The organism is Microcoleus sp. D2_18a_D3 (genome assembly GCF_036702455.1).
GTDB lineage: Bacteria > Cyanobacteriota > Cyanobacteriia > Cyanobacteriales > Microcoleaceae > Microcoleus.
The window spans coordinates 101,972-119,825 of the sequence record NZ_JAUBTK010000003.1 but is presented as its reverse complement, the minus strand read 5'-3'; the positions used below and the strand labels follow the sequence as shown (position 1 = coordinate 119,825).

Sequence of the window (17,854 nt, the reverse complement as noted above, 5' to 3'; positions counted from 1 at the left end):
ATGCTTACCCTGCCCAAATGCTTTCCCAATAAGCAGTTCAAGGCTAGATTGCCCCTGATTAGATGTTAAGTGTAATTACTTCCCTACTTAATATAGATGCTTATTCTGGCGCTGCTGAATCAAAACCTGTAGGGGTAATTCTAAGTGCTTAGCCCGTCAGCGGTGTGGCAACCGCGGGGGGATTTGCCCTACAAATTGCATACCCAATTCAGCAACGCCGGTTCACAATATCTTTACAATCTAGATATCGTGGGTTGACTTTCCCCTATCTCTATCATGGCTTAGAACCCCTGCCTCTGTAAAGTCGGAAAAGTCGGATCGTAAAGTCGGAAAAGTCGGATCTTTGCCATGAGTACCTAATTTAGGATGTTGCTGAATACAGGTATGAATTCAAGATTGCCAAATGACTATAAGCCCGCTTGAGGGTGAGTTGTGTAACCTCAAGCGAAAAGTTGATTCATACCTGTATTCAGGAACGCGATTATTCCTTACTTTCATCATCAATAAGTTTTATCCGGAAAAAGTGCGCTCTTTTTTTCAGCCCTATAAAAAGCGGCTTTTCCACATCTGTAGAGGAGAGCTTAAATCCCAGATGCTGGCCCCCCAAGAGGGAGCGTTCACTGCTTCAGCGGGCAAAAGTGGATTAGGAGAGACTATTATGAGTAAAAATAATCGGCTCTTCCGTACTTGCTATGCTAAATTATTAGTTTCGAGTGCCTCAGAGCTAGCTATACGCGGTTTCAGTGCGCTCGCAGGTGGCTCAAAGACAGATTTATCTGAAATAATCCTCAAAGCCTTGCTTTGCAAGGTTTTCAATATAATTTAAAGCTAAATTAGCATACTAAGTACGGAAGACCCAAATAATCAGGGTTTTATATGTCTACGCATAACCCTGTTGGGAATTTCTAAAAATAGAGGTTCGGGCGTAAGTTAAATCTGATTTCATTAAAAATGCGTTAGCGAAGCTAGCCGTAGGCATCGCTAAAAAACCAAGTTTATTGGTGCTCCGTAATGTGATTGACGATCGCCCTCAAGATGTCAAATAGGTTCTCTACTACTGCCAAAGTGACAAAAAAGGCTTAATCTGACTCAAGCAGGAATTATGCACTTACCCTCTTCTGATTTGTCAGCGGCAACTCTACAATAAACTCAGTTCCTTCGCCCACCTGACTGACGCAGCTCAGCTTGCCGCCGTGAGCTTGAACAATTACCTGATAGCAGACTGAAAGTCCTAAACCCGTACCTTTACCCACAGGTTTAGTAGTAAAAAATGGGTCAAAAATCTTGTCTTGAATTTCCACAGGAATTCCACTTCCGGTGTCGCGGACAGAGATTGTTACCCAGTCCGGCTCGCTTTGCCAACTGCGGATAGTTAATTCCCCCGGTTTGCTCGTTGACTGGAGCGCATCTAAAGCATTGTCAATCAAATTATAAAATACTTGGTTAATTTGACTGGCATGACATTGGACGGGCGGCAAACTGCCGTATTGCTTGTCTATTTTGATATGGGTTTTTAGCTTATTTTGCAGCATCAAAAAACTGCTTTCTAAACCTTCATTCAAATCTACTGGTTTTAATTCAGCGTGGTCTAAACGAGAAAAATTTCGCAGCGTCATCACGATCGAGCGAATCCTCCCGCTGCCTTCCCGCATTGAATTGATCAGTTTACCAAAGTCTTCTCGAATGTAATCGAGTTCTAGTTCTTCATTGATTCTGACCATTGCCTCCCCTGCTTCCGGGCAGGCATTGCCGACCTGTTCTAGAGCTTGGTTCAACGCTTTAAAATATTCTTGAGCGTGAAACAAGTTAGCGTGGATGAAATTGTTGGCGTTGTTAATTTCATGAGCAATTCCCGCTACCATTTGCCCCAAACCTGACATTTTTTCGCTTTGAATCAATTGCTGCTGTGCCGATCGCAATTCTTCTAACGCAGCCTGCAACTGCTGGGTTTGAGCTTGAGATTTTACCGCAGCGTCTTGGACTTGGCTGTAAAGTTCTGCTTGCTGAATGGCGATCGCCATTTGGTTGGCTATCTGGGAGAGCAACTCCATTTCTTGCCGCTGCCAATTGCGGGTATCCCCGCACTCGTGAGCAATCAGCAAACCCCACAGCCTACCGGGATATTTAGGATTATAGCTTCCGGCTGTGTCGGAGGTATTTTCTTCAGTTCTGGATGTAACTATCGGCACAATCAGATTAGCTTTTACCTGCAAACTATCTAAGAAATCGACATGACAAGGCTCTAAACCAGCATTAAAAATATCATTAATTGCTTTGACACGCCCTTGCTGGTAAAGATCGGCGTAATCTCCTCGGAAACACTTATCAGCCCCCATATCTCCTAAAATTGAAGGCCAAGGAACAGTCATGTTTTCAACAACAACTTTTCCTTGCCAGTTGTCTTGAAACTGATAGATAATTACTCGATCGCACTGCAACAGTTGGCGGACTTCCCTCACGGCTGTTTCCAGGATAGTTCCCAGATCCAGGGTACTGCGAATTTGGTTGCCGATCAGCCGTAGCAGGGATTCTCGTTCGGCTTGGCGCCTGGTTTTGCTATATAGTTTGGCTTGATTGATCGCGATCGCCAATTGCGATCCTACCCCTTCTAAAAGCTGCTGTTCCCAATCAGTCCATTCCCGTTCGCGATCGCACTGATGCAAGCCAATTATGCCATTCACTTCACCTTGATAGCGAGTAGCTACGGCCAGCATTGACTTAATCTCCAAAGCTTCGGCAATTTTTCGGGTTTGTGGATTCAATCCCGGAAAATCGAGAAACTTCGTCACTGCTAGGGACTCTTGCTGAGACACGACGGCTGCCAAATGCGGGTTGTCACTCATCGGTACTTTCATTCCCAGTTGGATCGGATAGTCCCCCGCGTTGTACTCTCCGCGAGTGACTAAAGTTTTTTCTGTATTTGATTCTTTGACTAAAATGCTCACGCGGCTGCACTGTAACGCTTGCCCCAGCAATCTGCAGGCCGATGTCAAAATTTCTTCTATGTCAAGTGTACTGCGAATTTCGTTATTAATTTGGTTCAGCAAGTTTGATAACTGAACTTGCTGCTGCATCTGCACGATTAGGGCTTTTTGTTGGTCTACTTCCGGCAGCGAAAGACTTTCTTCCTGCCTCCAATTTTCAGATTCAGGCAACCGCGAAGTTACTCTCTGCCAGGGGTTTTCGTGTTCTTGTATTTTTAAAGACATATTTACTCAGCCGTTGTACAGTATTTTGATTGAGTCTGGTTTTATAAACCTGTGCTTACCCCGCCAACAGCCCCATCGCAGCTACCAGGACTTTTGGAATATCTTAAGACATTATAAAGGAGGCAGCCTGAGCAAAGCAATTATTTGCTTTACAAATATTTATATTTAGCAAGTATGCCCTCTGCAGGTGACAATACTAATTGGTGCGCGGCATGGAACTTGGTCAGATGTCAAATAGAGTTAACCGCCCGGTTAAGCAAATAAAATTAATCTAAAATCTATCTTTAGTTCAATGTTTGCGCCGGCCCGCTTAACATGGAAAATTCGCTTCCCGACAATTTTAGTTCGCCAGCAACCACCGACAACATTACTTCTGGATCGACAGGTAAAGCGCAGATTAAAATAGCTTTGGCGATCGGCAATTCCCGGCTACACTGGGGATTATTTGTGGGCAAAACCCTGGAGAAAACATGGGATACAGAGCATCTCAATGCTGATGCTGTTTCCTGGTCCTCCGAGAAGCAAAAGGCAGAATATTTGGTGCAAACAGTAATGAGGTCGATCGAGGAAATATCTGCTCAAAATCTCCTTTGTCTTCCTGCTACTCCCGCATTTTCTAGTCCTCACACACTTTCTTTAGTTCCCCTGCCTCTAGTTTTAGCCTCCGTTGTTCCCCAGCAAACAGCAATTTGGCAGAGTTATCCAGATGTCGGGATTATTACTTTAGACCAGTTACCGATCGGGGGACTCTATCCTACCCTGGGAATTGACAGAGCTTTGGCTGTACTGGGTGCTGGCAACCAATTTGGTTGGCCTGTTTTACTTATAGATGCTGGTACAGCTTTAACATTTACTGGGGCTGATGTCAATAGGTATTTAGTTGGGGGCGCAATCTTACCAGGTTTGGGTTTGCAGTTATCGTCGCTAGGTAAAAAAACCGCTGCATTACCATTAATCAGTTTACCACAAAATCTGCCGCATCGCTGGGCGAAAGACACTGCTGGGGCAATTAAAAGCGGAGTTGTGTATGCGACGGTGGCAGGAGTTAGGGATTTTATTGAAGATTGGCGGTGTTTGTTTCCTGATAGCAAAATAGCGGTCACGGGGGGCGATCGCACTATGCTTTTAAAATACCTCACCGCAGCCTTTCCTGATACAGCCGCAGGCTTAATTGACGCACCAGAGGCTATTTTTTGGGGAATTAGCCTGTTAACTGTTGACTGTTGACTGTTGACTGTTGACTGTTGACTGTTGTCATTTTATCAATGACCAATGCCCAATGCCCCATGCCCCATGCCCCATGCCCAATTCCCAATTCACTTAGCAAACTCGCGAATATATTTAGCAACAACATCCGGGACTTCCTGCGGCAAATTGCTTTCCCCCGGACTGACCAATTGCAGTTCGGCATTAGGAGCCAGAGCAGCATAGGATTGACACAAAGACGAAGCTGCGGGATTATCTTCCGAACCGTGCAACAGCAAAACAGGCGCTTTCAGCAAAGGCAAATTCTCCTCAACTAATTCCGCTGTAATTTCAGCCCGCCGCCGCTGGAACAGCAACTGCACGGCAACTGGGGACTGCATCAACTGCTGTCTGAACTTTAGCAATCCGTCAATCTTGTTTTGGCTACCCAGCAACTTAGCAATTGGATAGATCGATCGCAGCAACCACAAAGCCAGCGGAGGTTGACCGATCAGCCAGCTAGCCGTCTGCCACCGCCCCCGCCGGTTGCCAACCTTGACGCCTTCTGGGGCCAACAACACCAAACCCTGAACTCGATCGGGATATTTGATAGCGTAGCTGGTGGCCACCCAACCACCCACAGAGTGAGCGATTAAATAAACCTGTCGCAGCTTCAAAGTATCGAGGTATTGGGCGAGACATTCTACTTCCAGGTCGATCGAATAATGAAGATTTGGGTGTTCCGAGTCGCCAAACCCCAGCAAATCCGGTGCGAAGCAGTGGTAGTAGGGGCTCAAATGTTCGATCGTCCTCAGCCACTGACTGCTGTCGTGCCAAGAACCGTGCAAAAATACTAAATTCGGGCCTTGACCGACTTCGTGCCAAAAGATTTGCCCTACAGAGAGTTTGACCCGAGAATTGCGTAGCGGTGAGTACATCCGGTTAAATATTTAACAATAAAAAGATGATTAATTTAATGTTCAGAGTTTGTGAATAAAAGTAGGAAAACATTGAAATACTCACCGGCAGTCAGGGCGCGGTGATTCTTGACGCTTCATCGGGTTCTGCTACCGAAATAGTCTGACAATCCCTCAGCACTCCATTTAGAGTCGTGGCGATTCCCCATCCCGACTTGAGCTATATTTCTAGCCGCATTTTCATCTCTATCCTGCTCGGTACCACAATTCAAACAGAGCACTGAGCGAATAGATAAATCGATTTTACCCCACTTGAAACCACAGTCCGAACAGACCTGGCTGGTGGGTTCCCATCGACTAATCACCTTGAACTCTCTGCCAAACTTTTCCGACTTAGCTTCGCACAAAGTCCTGAATTCTCTCCAACCTTGCAAGCTGATTACTCTAGCCACTTTGCGGTTCTTAACCATGCCCGACACATTTAAATCTTCCAAAACAATCACTTGGTTTTCGTTGACTATTTTGGTGGATAATTTGTGTATAAAATCTTTACGAACATCAGAAATACGGTTATGAAGCTTGGCGATCTTGATTCTAGTTATATTCCTTCTTTTGGAGTCATGAGGTTGGCGAGCTAACTTGCGTTGCAGTTTGCGAACTTTCCGGTCCAGTTTTTTATAACTTGGACTTTCGGCTTTTGCGCCATTACTCATTACCGCAAAGGTTTTAATCCCTAAGTCGATACCAATACTTGGATGCAAAGCCTCGGATTGAACTGGTTCGACCTCTACAACAAAGCTTAAGAAATAGCGATTAGCGCAATCCTTGATTACCGTGACCGAGCTAGGTGCTGACGGCAACTCCCTAGACCATATTGGCTTGACAATTCCAATTTTTGCTAAGTAAACGCCACCGTTTTTCTTCAGGGAAAATCCACGAAGAGTAAATCTTGCCGATTGACGGCTTGTCTTTTTTTTAAACCTAGGATACCGTACTTTTTGCCCTTTTCTTTTCCCTTTGTAGGAATCAAAGAAATTCTTAAAAGCCGTTTCTAAATCGGTTACAGACTGTTGCAAGGGAACGCATGACACCTCTTCCAGCCAAGTCCTTTCCTCAGTCTGTTTTGCCCCAGTTATTACTATTTTCTGAAGTTCTGTCGATTTCGGCTTTTTTTCGGATTGTTTGCAAAGTGCAAGAGCATCATTCCAGACAACGCGAACGCAACCGAATAACTGAGCCAAGCTCTGTTTCTGTTGGTCGGTCGGATAGATTCTGTACTTGTAGCTTGCTTTCATTGTTTACTATTGCTTGATTGCTTTATTGTACCATGTATTATCAATACAATTAACTGAAAATGAAGAGAATCAAAGCCGTCCTATAAGGACGGGGCTTCAGCCCTCCGCTACGCTCCGCCCAGTTCTTTGGTGAAAATTAATTCCACATTCATAACAGACAACTTTTGACCGCGAGGTAATTTCCGACTTTTCTCAAATTTGGATACCCCGCCGATTTACGCCAAAGTTGTCAGGCCTTGAAAATAGTCCTGTAAGTGCTGGTCGTTATCGTGGCTGAGCTGGCCCTCCGGCAGCGATGCGGGGAAAAAAGCCTCAACCTCGCTGACTTCAAGCGTATCCTGAACTTGCATCTTGCCCTCTACCTCTGCCGCCACCACGATACAAATCGAGTGCAGCCGAGGGTCTCTATCGGCAGCCGAATAAACGCCCACCAAGCGACGAATTTTGACTAACTCGAGTCCTGTTTCCTCCGCTAATTCCCGCCGCACTGTCGTCGGAATATCCTCTCCCCAATCCACCATACCTCCCGGCAGTCCCCAGCGACCGTTGTCGCGGCGGCGAATTAACACAATTCGCCCGTCAGGCAATACGGGAATCACCGCAGTACCAGTGACGGGATGTCGAAAAATCAGTCCCAGCACAGTTTGTACAATTTGCCACAATCGACGCATAAACTCAAAAGCTTGTTTAGGAGATAGTAATTTCAGGGCTCCTAGCTTGCAGCTCCGGAGTCTTAATTTTTAATTTTTCATTCAGGCCAGAGGTCTGGCAAATCTGCTAATATCTCCGCTGCGTGAGATTCTGGTTTGACTTTGCGGTAAACCTTTTCAATCCTACCATCAGGGTCGATCGCGAAGGTCGATCGAGTAATTCCCATAAATTCTTTTCCCATAAATTTTTTCAGTCCGTAACAGCCGTAGGCGGTAGCAACTTCGGCGTTTAAGTCGCACAGCAAGGAAAAAGGCAGTTGATATTTAGCTGCAAACTTGGCGTGGGCCCCGGCCCCGTCTGTACTGACGCCGAGGACTGCTATATTGCGCGACTGGTAGTCTAAGTAAATATCGCGAAAGCCGCAAGCTTCTTTAGTACAGCCTGGGGTGTTGTCCCGAGGATAAAAGTAAAGTACAACTCGCCGCCCTCGAAAATCTGCAAGGCTGACGACATTGCCTTGCGCGTCGGGCAGGCTGAAGAGAGGAGCTAAGTCACCGGGATAAATCGTCATTTGTCGTATTCTGTCAAGAGTTTATAGAATCTTCTGCAAGATTGACAACATTGCGTCCCGATCGCACCCAGATTCCCACCAGCGACTTGAATCCCGGTGTTCTTTTTTCTTGGTCTTGTACCGGGTGTGCTATGATCGTCATCGGTCTAAAATTGAGTATAACTAGCCAACGTAAAAACTTAACTGGATTAGTTGAGTGCGTAGTCACACCTAACGGTGTTGCGGTTTAGGAAAGCGAAATTTGAAGAAAACCTAACTACATAAAGAGAACTGATCGAGTACGGTAGGGCATACCGGAATTAACGCTTGGGGAGAAGACACCTATATTTTGGCTGGAGAAATCCTGTCGCCAGTAAGTGACTTCGCTGAACCAAGAATCTCAGTCACCAAAAGTGCACAGAGTGTCAAACTTAAGAATCCCTGGGCGTGAAAGCCCGGGGACTGTCAATGTTTATTAGTGAGGTCAGAATGGCTAAGCGCCGCAATCTCAAGAAAGAGAAGGCACAACGAAATCAAGCATACGCTCGCAAGTTTCGCAAGCGGAGAAATCAAGATATGTTCTCCAACAAGAGAAGACGATTTGACGGCGGTAACGGCGGTGGCATGGGCGCCATGAGCGGTGGCGGCAGAGACAAAGACATGGCTGCTGCTGAAGATTAATTGAGTCAGGCTATCTGCCGAAGTTAGAACCAGAGTGGAAAACACGATCGTTCTTTCGTAGAGATAGCCAGCCGGAATTTGTCCAATAATTCAACGATGTTTAGGCGAGTCGATCGCGCGCAGCGATAAGTGATTTTCTCACTTGTTCAAACCCGGTACCCCCGTAACTATTGCGAGCCGCCACCACTTGCTGAGGTGCGATCGCGCTGTAAATGTCTGTCTCAAAGGCTGGGTGCAAGTCTTTCCACTCCTCAAGTGTCAAATCTTTGAGGAGTTTGCCCCCCGAAAGGCAAGTTTTGACGACTTTGCCGACAAGGTTGTAAGCTTCCCGGAAGGGAACGCCTTTGGCGGCCAAGTAGTCGGCTACGTCTGTAGCATTAGAAAAGTCTTCCGTAACAGCAGCAGCGAGGCGTGAGCCATTAAACTCGATTCCTTCGCGCAGCAAAATCGTCATTGCTTCCAAGCAACCCTGTACCGTTCTCACGGTATCAAACAAAGCCTCTTTATCTTCTTGCAAATCTTTGTTGTAGGCCAAAGGAAGTCCCTTCACTACTACCAACAAGGCTTGCAAGTTACCGAACACCCGCCCCGCTTTGCCCCGCACCAACTCCGGCACGTCGGGATTTTTTTTCTGTGGCATGATGCTCGAACCCGTAGCGCAGCTATCTTTGAGCGTAATAAATCCAAATTCGTGAGAAGACCACAAAATCATTTCTTCTGACAAGCGGCTCAGGTGTACCATAATCAAGCTGGCTGCCGCGAGAAATTCGATCGCAAAATCTCGATCGCTCACTCCATCTAAGCTATTAGCATAAACCTTGTCAAATTGCAAGAGTTCTGCAGTATAATGTCGGTCGATCGGGAAAGTCGTCCCCGCCAGCGCGCCGCAACCCAACGGCGAAACATTCACCCGCTTGTAGATATCGCCGAGACGTTCCCAATCGCGATCGGTCATTTCAAAATAAGCTAACAGGTAATGAGCCAAACTGATCGGCTGAGCGCGCTGCAAATGAGTGTAACCGGGAATTAAAGTTTCCACGTTACGATCGGCAAGATCGAGCAAAACCCCTTGAAATTCCCGCAATTGCTCACGAATTTCGGCGATGCGATCGCGCAAATACAAGCGAGTATCAGTGCCGGCTTGATCGTTGCGCGATCGGGCAGTGTGCAGCTTTTTCCCCGCATCCCCCACGATCTCCGTCAGCCGCTTCTCTACAGCGAAGTGAACGTCTTCTGCATCAACTCCCGGAACAAAAAGTCCTTGGCTGTATTCCCGGCGGATCTGTTCCAAACCATTGACTAACTGTTCGCCTTCTGCTGCGGAAATAATCCCCGTTTTTGCCAGCATTTTAGCGTGAGCGACAGAACCCGTCAAGTCATACTCAATCAATTCAATATCGAAGCCAATACTAGCATTGAATCGGGCGATCGCCGGGTGCAGCGCCGATTCAAATCTTTGACTCCAAGTTTTTTGTTGTGTTGTCATTGCTCAAGCTAAAACTAGATTATATCTCTGTTGCAGAAGTCTATAAAAACCGGTTTGTAGCAAAGACTTTAGTCCTTCTTCCGGTTTGTAGTCGGCCCTTTAGTCCTCCCAAATTTTGTAAGAAAAAACTCAAGTCCTGACTACAAAGTTTTTATACATCTTTTGACCAGAAAAAACTGAAGTCTTGACTACAAAATTGTGAAACTTTTGCTGCATCAGAAAGAAGTGAAGTTTGGGCTACAAACCTTTTAAATCAGTTACCGATAGCTTCTTCGACAAGAACTCTAACGAAAAATCCCTTTAAAGAACCAGCCCACAAAAATACCTATAAAAAAAGCTCCTATTTGACCACTCGTAACAAAATTGTTCCAAGCTTTCTGGAAATTCGTAAAAATTTCGTAGCTTTGAGCCAAAACTACCGTCGAACTCAAATGAGATTTCAAAACTAACACGTGAGCGACATCGTTCCAATTAATCGAACTGGTTAATCCAGCAGTAATTTCCGGCATTAAATTAACTATCATGGTGATTTTCTCCTGCTAAAGGTGTTACCCTCAGTACAACCAGTGTCATGTCATCTTCGTTACGATTGCCGATGCCGATAAACTGGTGTACGCGATCGAACAAATAATCCAAAATTTCTTCAGACTGCTGGTAATTTTGACAGGCCCACTGAAAAGCAGAGGTCAAGTTATCCTCATCAAACCGATCGCCCCTTTGATTAGCAGCATCGGTAAATCCGTCTGTGTAATAAATAATAGTATCTCCTGGCTGCAATTGCACGCTTGCTTCTTGGTAATGCGAATCAGCATCCAGCCCAATTAACATTCCCTCCAAAGTATCAAGCTGAAGAATCGAATTAGTTGCAGCTTGCCACAGCAAAGGCGGGTGGTGAGCAGCATTGCTGTAAGCCAAAACGCGAGTTTTCGGGTCATACTCCGAATAAAACAGAGTCACAAAACGGTGGGAATTTTCCAAATCCGCGTGCATAACCCGGTTTAAATGTTGCAAAATTCTCGACGGCGAGTGGCGGTTCAAAACCTCCGCCCGCAGCATACCCCGTGTCATCGTCATCAACAGGCCCGCTGGTACTCCTTTGCCCATCACGTCGCCGATGACAATGCTCCAGCGGCCCTTGTCGATTTTGGACTTGAGATTTTTAATTAGGGATGGGGGGCTTTCCCCCTCATTCTCCTTGCCGATCGGGTCATAGTCAGCGGGAATAAAATCATAATAATCTCCGCCGACTCTGCTAGCAGTTTGGCAGCGGGCGGCCACGTCAAGGCCCGGAATTTTCGGACAACTCCGGGGCTGCAGCCGCAATTGAATTTCCGCCCCGATTTCTAACTCTCTGTCTAAGCGGTCTTTTTCCGCCAACTTAACAGTAAGTTCGTCTTTGCAAATAGCCACGGCGGTTTGATCCGCCACCAACCGAACTAATTTCTGTCTGCTGGGAGTCCAGAGATATTGCGGATCACTGCTAAAAACATAAAGCCGTCCCCGTTCCAAATTGTTGACTAAAATTGGCGCCCCAAACAAATGAACATCCGGGCCCAAATAACGACCGACTTGCAAGTCTAGACTAGAAGTTTGCCCAGAGGTTTCCGAAAACGTTCCAGCAGTAGCGCCCGCACCTGCTGTAGCTTGCCTGGTGGCTATTTCCAGCGCTTTTCGCATATCTTGGCACTGCCGTCCTTCCTGACAATGCAACTGCTGGAACCTGACTTGACCGTTGGGTTTGAACAGCACTAAAGCTCCCCCGTCGGCGTCAGTAACGCGAGTCGCCACCAAAGGCACCAACTCCAAAAATTGGTTGAGATTGTTAAAACTTCGCAGGGCAAATCCCAGCGAACCCAACATATCTTGAACGTTGTGCTGATATCGGTGCAAACGCGCCACCAGTTCTTTGAGGGCAAATACTGGCGTCGCGTCGGTGGAATTGCGACCCGGAGGGCGGTCAGCAGGTTGAGGTGAGGGGCGAGGCAAAGGCACAGCAGTCATTTTAAATTTGTGATTTTCGATTTTAGACCGAGGCGGAATGATTGAGGACTTATATCAATTCCGGTTGCACCGGAATTATTGTTGACTGTTGACTGTTGACTGTTGACTGTCAGTCGAAGAACTGAATGATAGTTGAGTATGGACTGTTGATTCGATTTTACAATTCCGATGCTAGCGGAGTTGATATTACGGGCCACTTGAACAGAAACCCGTTTTTTTTCGAGCAAGCAGTTTGGTTTGAGGAAGTAAGTTGGGTACTAGGACATTGGTATCAACTTAAGTGGGAAATTCTCAAGAAATCTCGTTTATAGCTTAGTCTAGATACGCCCTAAATCCCCTTAACAAGAAGGGGGACTTTGACCCTTTCCCGTCCCCCCCCACTATTAGGGGGGCGCCAGGGGGATCGGGAAGACTATGCAATCAGACAGCATACTGATACTACATTTGAGCTTATTTTCACACCCTGGCTTTAGCTCGCGCTTTGAGGGCAACCAAGCAATAACAGAACGAAGGTATTGTTTCTAGATATTTAGTTTTTACTCGCCACGGGCGATCGGCGCAAGTCCTGCGATGGTAGTTTGAGGTTAAGGATTTGAGATTTTGAACCTCTGTATCCGCCTCCAAAAATCGGGACGACCACAGATACCTGATCAATCTAAAATCTAAAATCTAAAATCTAAAATCGAGTAGGGCTTCCACAAATTCGTAACTAGAAAACGGGCGCAAGTCTTCGATGCTTTCCCCGACTCCAATAAAGCGGATTGGCAGACCAAGCTGCTGCACTACGGCTAGGGCAACACCACCTTTAGCAGAACCGTCGAGTTTTGTCAATACCACTCCGCTTAATTTTGCAGATTCTGCGAATACTTCTGCCTGTCGCAAACCATTTTGACCCAGTGTGGCATCCAAGACCAGTAGAGATTCTACGGTAGCGCCTGGGGCTTTCTTATCTACAATGCGACGGATTTTACTTAATTCGTCCATCAGATTTTTTTTGTTTTGCAGGCGGCCTGCGGTGTCTACGATCAGCAGTTCTGTGCTTCGGGCGCTGGCGGCGGCGATCGCATCAAACACGACAGCAGCCGGATCGGTATTTTTCCCTGGGTTGGCAATAATTTCGACCCCACTACGGGAACCCCAAACTTTCACTTGTTCGACGGCGGCGGCGCGGAAAGTGTCGGCGGCGGCAATCAGGGTTTTGTAGCCGGATTTTTGGGCAATGTGGGCAAGTTTGCCGATCGTCGTAGTTTTGCCGGCACCGTTAACTCCTACGATTAACCAAATGTTAAAAGTGTCTTTTTCCGGGGCAAATGTCAGGCTGTAGGCGGGATTACCGGCGGCGGTTTCGGCACAGGGAGCGTCCAGAATGTCGCGCAGGATGGTTTTCAGGTAGGCTAGAGCCTGTTCTGGGGGCAGCACTTCTTGTTTGAGTCTTTCTTGGAGGCGAGTGATAATGATGTCGGTGGCTGCGACTCCGACATCGGCTTGTAGGAGCAAAGTCTCAATTTCCGCTACCGCGTCTTGATTGAGCGGGCCTTGACCGACGATCGCCTTTAGTTGATTAATTAAGCTGCGGCGAGTTCTTTCTAAGCCTTTCCGCAGTTTTTGCAGCCAACTGATTTCTTCAACGGATACTTGGTCTGGGCGGCGGCCTTGACTGGCTAAGATTTCTGAAGACCACAGGAAGCCTTCGTCAAAGGCGAAACCGGGAATTTCTTCGATAATTGCCGCTCTCTCGGCGGCGGCTGCAATTACCTCTGGTTCTTCAAGGGCGGTTTCTTTGAGGCGTTCGATGCGCTCCATGCGATCGGCCTGAGCTCTGGCCCAAAACGGCAGGGCTTCGGCTGCTTCGCCCTCAGATGCGAGTGATTCGGTTTCTACAACCTCAGTTGCAGGTTCGGCAATTTCTATATTTTCTGCTGTAACTTCTAATTGTTGAGCAATAGGTGCAATGTCGATCGCCCCGGCTGTTGGTTGCAGAGTTTCTGCAATTTCTGCGGGCGTTGCTGCATCGAGTTCTATCGCCTCGGTAGCTTCAAGTGCTGCGGGTTCTGCAACTTCTGGAACTTCTGCAACAGTTCGTGCTGTGGGTGCTGGTTCAAGTTCGATCGGCTCGATTGCTTCAATAGTCGCCGGTTCTGCAACTTCTGCAACTGTCGCGATTTCTGCTTGGGCTGCTGGAACATCGGGCGCTGCTGTCTCGGAAACTTCTGTTTCGGGTTTTTGCTGTTTTTGAATATTTTTGTAAGCAGCTTTTGCCCAATTGAGATAATCTTCCGCTACAGCAGGAGAACCTTGCTCGGTTGCATCTGTTTGAGGCTCAACCGGTGCTGATTTTGCCGACTCATCTTGCTGCTGTTCGGGGGTTGCCTCTGTTTCAGAAGATTTATTTTCGCTGTACTGGCGACGAAACCAATTAAATACCATAGGAAATTGGGAATAGAGAATAGTTATTAGTCATTAGTCCTCAGTCCCTAGTGTAGAGCCGATTGCCGATTGCCAATCACTAATGACCAATGACTACTGACTAAGGACTATAGTTATTAGTCCTTAGTCCTCAGCCCCTAGTGTAGAGCCGATTGCCGATTGCCAATCACTAATGACCAATGACTGCTGACTAAGGACTACTGACTAAGGACTATAGTTATTAGTCATTAGTCCTCAGTCCCTAGTGTAGAGCCGATTGCGGATTGCCAATGACTGCTGACCAATGACTGCTGACTAAGGACTACTGACTAAGGACTAGGGACTAACAACTTCTGCGTTGATTTTATCGACTACTCGGCGGAGGACTCCGTTGATGAAGCGATGTCCTTCGTCGCCGCTGTAGCGTTTTGCGAGTTGGACGGCTTCGTTGACGCTGACTTGTTCGGGTAAGCCGAGATATAGCATTTCGGCGATCGCGATTCTCATGATATCTCGATCGATCCGGGCCAAGCGTTCTATTTGCCAGTCTACAAGGGCTTCCGAGAGCAATTCATCAATTTGAACACGGTTGGCGCTGACTTTCGTCAGGATTTGCAAAGCGTAGGTGCGGACATCTTGCTGGTTGGCTAGCTGGATCAGTTCTGGAAACTCCATTGCTGAACCGAGACGGTTGATGGCGGTTTGGGTGAGTTCGACTGCTTCCCGCACCATTGCTCTAGCACTTTGTATATCGCCGGCGCGGATTTCGCTGGCAAGCAGTTTGTCGCTACTCCGCTGCACTTCGGATGCTGCTGCTTCTAGGGATTCTTGAACTTCTGCTGTCAGGGTACGGATAGCGGCGAGGAGAACATCTTGCAGTTTCTTGGCTTCTAAGAGTTCTGGATTCGTCGGCAGTTGGCTGATGCCGAGGAGTGCGAGTTCGCGTGCTGTTTCGCGGGCTTTTTTCATAGTTTTTAGATAGGAATTGAGAATTTAGGAAGTTTTTCGATCGCGCGCGGACTTGAACTTTAGCAGAAAACTCGACTAAAAGCGGTACAAAACCAGCCGTCTGACTCGCCAGCGGCGGGTAGTTTACAGATACTTCGCTGTCAAACCCAAGATTTATGCTCGAAACCGGGTTTCTGAGTATAGGCTTTCTCGGTTTGGGCTGGTTTTGTCGAAATATTATCTGCTATGGGGAAAGTTTACACGGCCTTACCAGAAAGAATTGGTTTAAAGCCGGAACCCTGATCGGGAGAAATTAAAAGAAGACTATTCATTACTCCAATCCTCTTCCTTCCAGCTAGAGGTCGCCCTTTTGCGGTCAACTGTCAACTGTCTACTGTCTACTGTCTACTGTCAACTGAAGGGCCACTAAAGATGTCTTGGTTTAGTCTTCTTCGACTGGGACAGCCTGGTATCTTGATTCGGATACCAAGGGTTCGAGTGTTTTGCCCTTGATCTTTTCGGGGGTTACTGGAACTGAGTTGCTGGGGTTGACGATGCCGCCGGAGATGATGACTTTAAAGGCATCTTCGATCGACATTGACAAATTGACTAAATCTGCTTCCGGCACTATAGCGTACCATCCGGTGGTGGGGTTGGGAGTGGTGGGGATGAAAATGCCGATCGGGGTTTCACCGGAAAGGTGAGGCGGGATATCGTTACTCTCGATCGTACCGGTCACAAATGCTAAAGTCCAGATTCCCCGCCGGGGATATTCCACTAACACCACGCGGCGAAATTTGTCGTTTGATTTGAGGAGCGTTCCCAGCAGTTGTTTGAGGGTTTTGTAAACCGAACCGGCTAGGGGAATTGCCTGCAACACCCGTTCGCCAAAGTCTAGCAGCCACTTGCCGAAAATGTTGCGGGCCATTAAGCCGATGACTAAAATGCTCAGCAGGGGTACAGCCAGCCCTACTAAAAGATTTAACAGATTCACCAAAATCGGGTGGAGTCCGTCAAAAGGGTTGATCTGCTTGGGAATTTTGGTGAGAAAATTGATCACCCAACTGGCGACGGTAATTGTCAGCCAGATGGTGGTAGCTAAGGGTATCACTACCAATAGTCCTGCGATCAGGTCGTTTTTTAAGTCTTGTTTGATGCGTTGGAGCACGGCGGGTCAAATCTCCTCGTAACTGGTTCCCAATAACCTGAATAAAGCTGAGACTAAAGCAACTGCACGGGCTTTACTGGATGTCACCATAGACGATCGTCTTCAATTCTGCTAAACCCTACCCTTTCTGAGGGGGAAGAGTTAGGGATCGCCGGTGCTGTACCTCTATTTTAAAGAATTATTGCAAGTTGGCGCTTGATTTTAATATATGCGGGCTGTGCAGCAGCTCACCGTATTGTATATTTTAAGACATTTTGGGTCAGTTCAATCAATAAGCCGATCGGTCAATCGATTTTAGATTTTAGATTTTAGATTTTAGATTTTAGAGGCGACCCCACGGATAAATGCGGGGGCTTGAGGATTTTAGATTTGAGATTTGGGATTGATTCCACGGATAAATCACGTGGCGGGTACCACCTTTGAAATTCGTGGTCTGAGACAGCCGGGGAGTCGAAGTGTAGCGAGTCCAAATAAAATTTTCTGTGATTTGTATCGGGAATTAATTGGTCGATCGAACTTTCTCAGATTTTCGGTGGGGTTGCACTTCGTTTTACTTATATCTTGCACCATTTTCCATAAGCTTTTTATGGACGGGCTCTCCTGCCCATCCCACAATCAAATTCACTCTTTGACAGAACAGGCCGGAAAGCCTGTTCTTGAAAATGGTGCAACCTATGAGTTTTACCGAATTCAGGGCAATCTCTGCAGGTTGAGTTCAGTGTCTCTGCAACAATCTATCTTTAGATAGATGCAGCATGAATATTGTTAGTAAATAGTGTTTAATTTTTGAGGGGCGACGGCGATCGACAAGCCAACTGTTGGCCCGGTTGCAAGTATTGCATGGCAGGCAAATCCCGCAAAAAGTAAAGCAGACAGACTAGGAACTTTGACTTTTTTTGACAGGATCGATCGATATTCAGGAAATAAGGGGAGAATTCAAGGGAATTAGAGTTTGAGAGGAGGGACAAAACAATATAGAATTAACATGGGCATCACTACAAAAAAATAATCTGCCAAACGAGGTAGCAGTAGTTAGTAGCAAGCGAGATAAATTACTACATAGCTAGTTGTTTCTAGCCAGAAGCGCGAAACTATTTGTTCAACAGGGTATAGCTAAACGGTTGCACAGAAGCAAGACTCCAGCGGTGCCGATTCCTGGGACGCAGACGAAAGTTAAGGAAAAACAAGCGTACTAGCCAATCAAGTCAGAGGGGGGATTTACCTCGCGGCAAGCAGCAATAGACTTGATTAGAAGTTAGGATTGAGATGTGAATGCTCAACTCATGAAACCAATTGATTTTTACATTTTTTTAAGCGATTCAAAACGCAAGACTTTTTTGGGCTTCACTTAAAGCCG

General features: G+C 46.8%; 16 protein-coding genes. 4 read left to right on the top strand and 12 right to left on the bottom strand.

From position 1 onward, the window contains the following. The first annotated feature begins 403 nt into the window (after positions 1 to 403). A complete protein-coding gene (locus QUB06_RS02865; protein ID WP_333434024.1) occupies positions 404 to 826 on the top strand; it encodes a hypothetical protein in 423 nt (140 codons plus the stop codon). A gap of 274 nt (positions 827 to 1,100) precedes the next feature. On the opposite strand, the gene QUB06_RS02860 is transcribed toward QUB06_RS02865, so the two are convergent. Beyond that, positions 1,101 to 3,209: a GAF domain-containing protein gene (locus QUB06_RS02860; RefSeq protein WP_333434023.1), complete on the bottom strand. Its 2,109-nt coding sequence runs from the start codon at positions 3,207 to 3,209 to the stop codon at positions 1,101 to 1,103. Positions 3,210 to 3,524: 315 nt separating this feature from the next. On the opposite strand from QUB06_RS02860, the gene QUB06_RS02855 reads away from it, so the two are divergent. Beyond that, positions 3,525 to 4,436 (top strand): pantothenate kinase, encoded by a 912-nt coding sequence (locus QUB06_RS02855; RefSeq protein WP_333434022.1) that lies wholly within the window; start codon positions 3,525 to 3,527, stop codon positions 4,434 to 4,436. An 89-nt stretch (positions 4,437 to 4,525) separates the two neighbouring features. Here the strand turns inward: QUB06_RS02855 and QUB06_RS02850 are convergent, their stop codons facing one another. The 5 genes from QUB06_RS02850 to QUB06_RS02830 all read right to left on the bottom strand — a co-directional run bounded on the left by QUB06_RS02850 (position 4,526) and on the right by QUB06_RS02830 (position 7,970). Continuing rightward, complete coding sequence (locus QUB06_RS02850; protein ID WP_333434021.1) at positions 4,526 to 5,332, bottom strand: alpha/beta hydrolase; 807 nt, start codon at positions 5,330 to 5,332, stop codon at positions 4,526 to 4,528. 116 nt (positions 5,333 to 5,448) lie between these two features. Next, positions 5,449 to 6,606 (bottom strand): RNA-guided endonuclease TnpB family protein, encoded by a 1,158-nt coding sequence (locus QUB06_RS02845; RefSeq protein ID WP_333434020.1) that lies wholly within the window; start codon positions 6,604 to 6,606, stop codon positions 5,449 to 5,451. Between the two features lie 215 nt (positions 6,607 to 6,821). Then, positions 6,822 to 7,277 (bottom strand): NUDIX hydrolase, encoded by a 456-nt coding sequence (locus QUB06_RS02840; RefSeq protein WP_333290519.1) that lies wholly within the window; start codon positions 7,275 to 7,277, stop codon positions 6,822 to 6,824. Between the two features lie 77 nt (positions 7,278 to 7,354). Beyond that, complete coding sequence (gene bcp, locus QUB06_RS02835) at positions 7,355 to 7,828, bottom strand: thioredoxin-dependent thiol peroxidase (protein ID WP_333434019.1); 474 nt, start codon at positions 7,826 to 7,828, stop codon at positions 7,355 to 7,357. A gap of 13 nt (positions 7,829 to 7,841) precedes the next feature. After that, a complete protein-coding gene (locus QUB06_RS02830; protein WP_333434018.1) occupies positions 7,842 to 7,970 on the bottom strand; it encodes a hypothetical protein in 129 nt (42 codons plus the stop codon). A gap of 326 nt (positions 7,971 to 8,296) precedes the next feature. On the opposite strand from QUB06_RS02830, the gene QUB06_RS02825 reads away from it, so the two are divergent. Continuing rightward, a complete protein-coding gene (locus QUB06_RS02825) occupies positions 8,297 to 8,488 on the top strand; it encodes a hypothetical protein (protein WP_190738786.1) in 192 nt (63 codons plus the stop codon). 100 nt (positions 8,489 to 8,588) lie between these two features. Here QUB06_RS02825 and argH read toward each other — a convergent pair whose 3' ends face one another. From argH to QUB06_RS02810, 3 genes are all read right to left on the bottom strand, one after another. Next, positions 8,589 to 9,974, bottom strand: coding sequence for an argininosuccinate lyase (argH, locus tag QUB06_RS02820; RefSeq protein ID WP_333434017.1), 1,386 nt, complete (start codon positions 9,972 to 9,974; stop codon positions 8,589 to 8,591). 284 nt (positions 9,975 to 10,258) lie between these two features. Continuing rightward, complete coding sequence (locus QUB06_RS02815; protein WP_333434016.1) at positions 10,259 to 10,498, bottom strand: hypothetical protein; 240 nt, start codon at positions 10,496 to 10,498, stop codon at positions 10,259 to 10,261. Beyond that, positions 10,488 to 11,975, bottom strand: coding sequence for a PP2C family protein-serine/threonine phosphatase (locus QUB06_RS02810; protein WP_333141458.1), 1,488 nt, complete (start codon positions 11,973 to 11,975; stop codon positions 10,488 to 10,490). The genes QUB06_RS02815 and QUB06_RS02810 overlap by 11 nt, the downstream gene beginning before the upstream one ends. 125 nt (positions 11,976 to 12,100) lie before the next feature. Between QUB06_RS02810 and QUB06_RS02805 the strand changes: the two genes are divergently transcribed. Next, positions 12,101 to 12,286 carry a hypothetical protein gene (locus tag QUB06_RS02805; RefSeq protein ID WP_333434015.1) on the top strand — a complete coding sequence of 62 codons (186 nt, stop codon included), beginning with the start codon at positions 12,101 to 12,103 and terminating at the stop codon, positions 12,284 to 12,286. Between the two features lie 358 nt (positions 12,287 to 12,644). On the opposite strand, the gene ftsY is transcribed toward QUB06_RS02805, so the two are convergent. From ftsY to QUB06_RS02790, 3 genes are all read right to left on the bottom strand, one after another. Then, a complete protein-coding gene (gene ftsY, locus QUB06_RS02800) occupies positions 12,645 to 14,402 on the bottom strand; it encodes a signal recognition particle-docking protein FtsY (RefSeq protein WP_333434014.1) in 1,758 nt (585 codons plus the stop codon). Between the two features lie 315 nt (positions 14,403 to 14,717). After that, positions 14,718 to 15,350, bottom strand: a complete 633-nt coding sequence (nusB, locus tag QUB06_RS02795; protein ID WP_333434013.1) for a transcription antitermination factor NusB — start codon at positions 15,348 to 15,350, stop codon at positions 14,718 to 14,720. A 421-nt stretch (positions 15,351 to 15,771) separates the two neighbouring features. Then, positions 15,772 to 16,497 carry a DUF502 domain-containing protein gene (locus QUB06_RS02790; RefSeq protein ID WP_333434012.1) on the bottom strand — a complete coding sequence of 242 codons (726 nt, stop codon included), beginning with the start codon at positions 16,495 to 16,497 and terminating at the stop codon, positions 15,772 to 15,774. Positions 16,498 to 17,854: the final 1,357 nt, after the last annotated feature.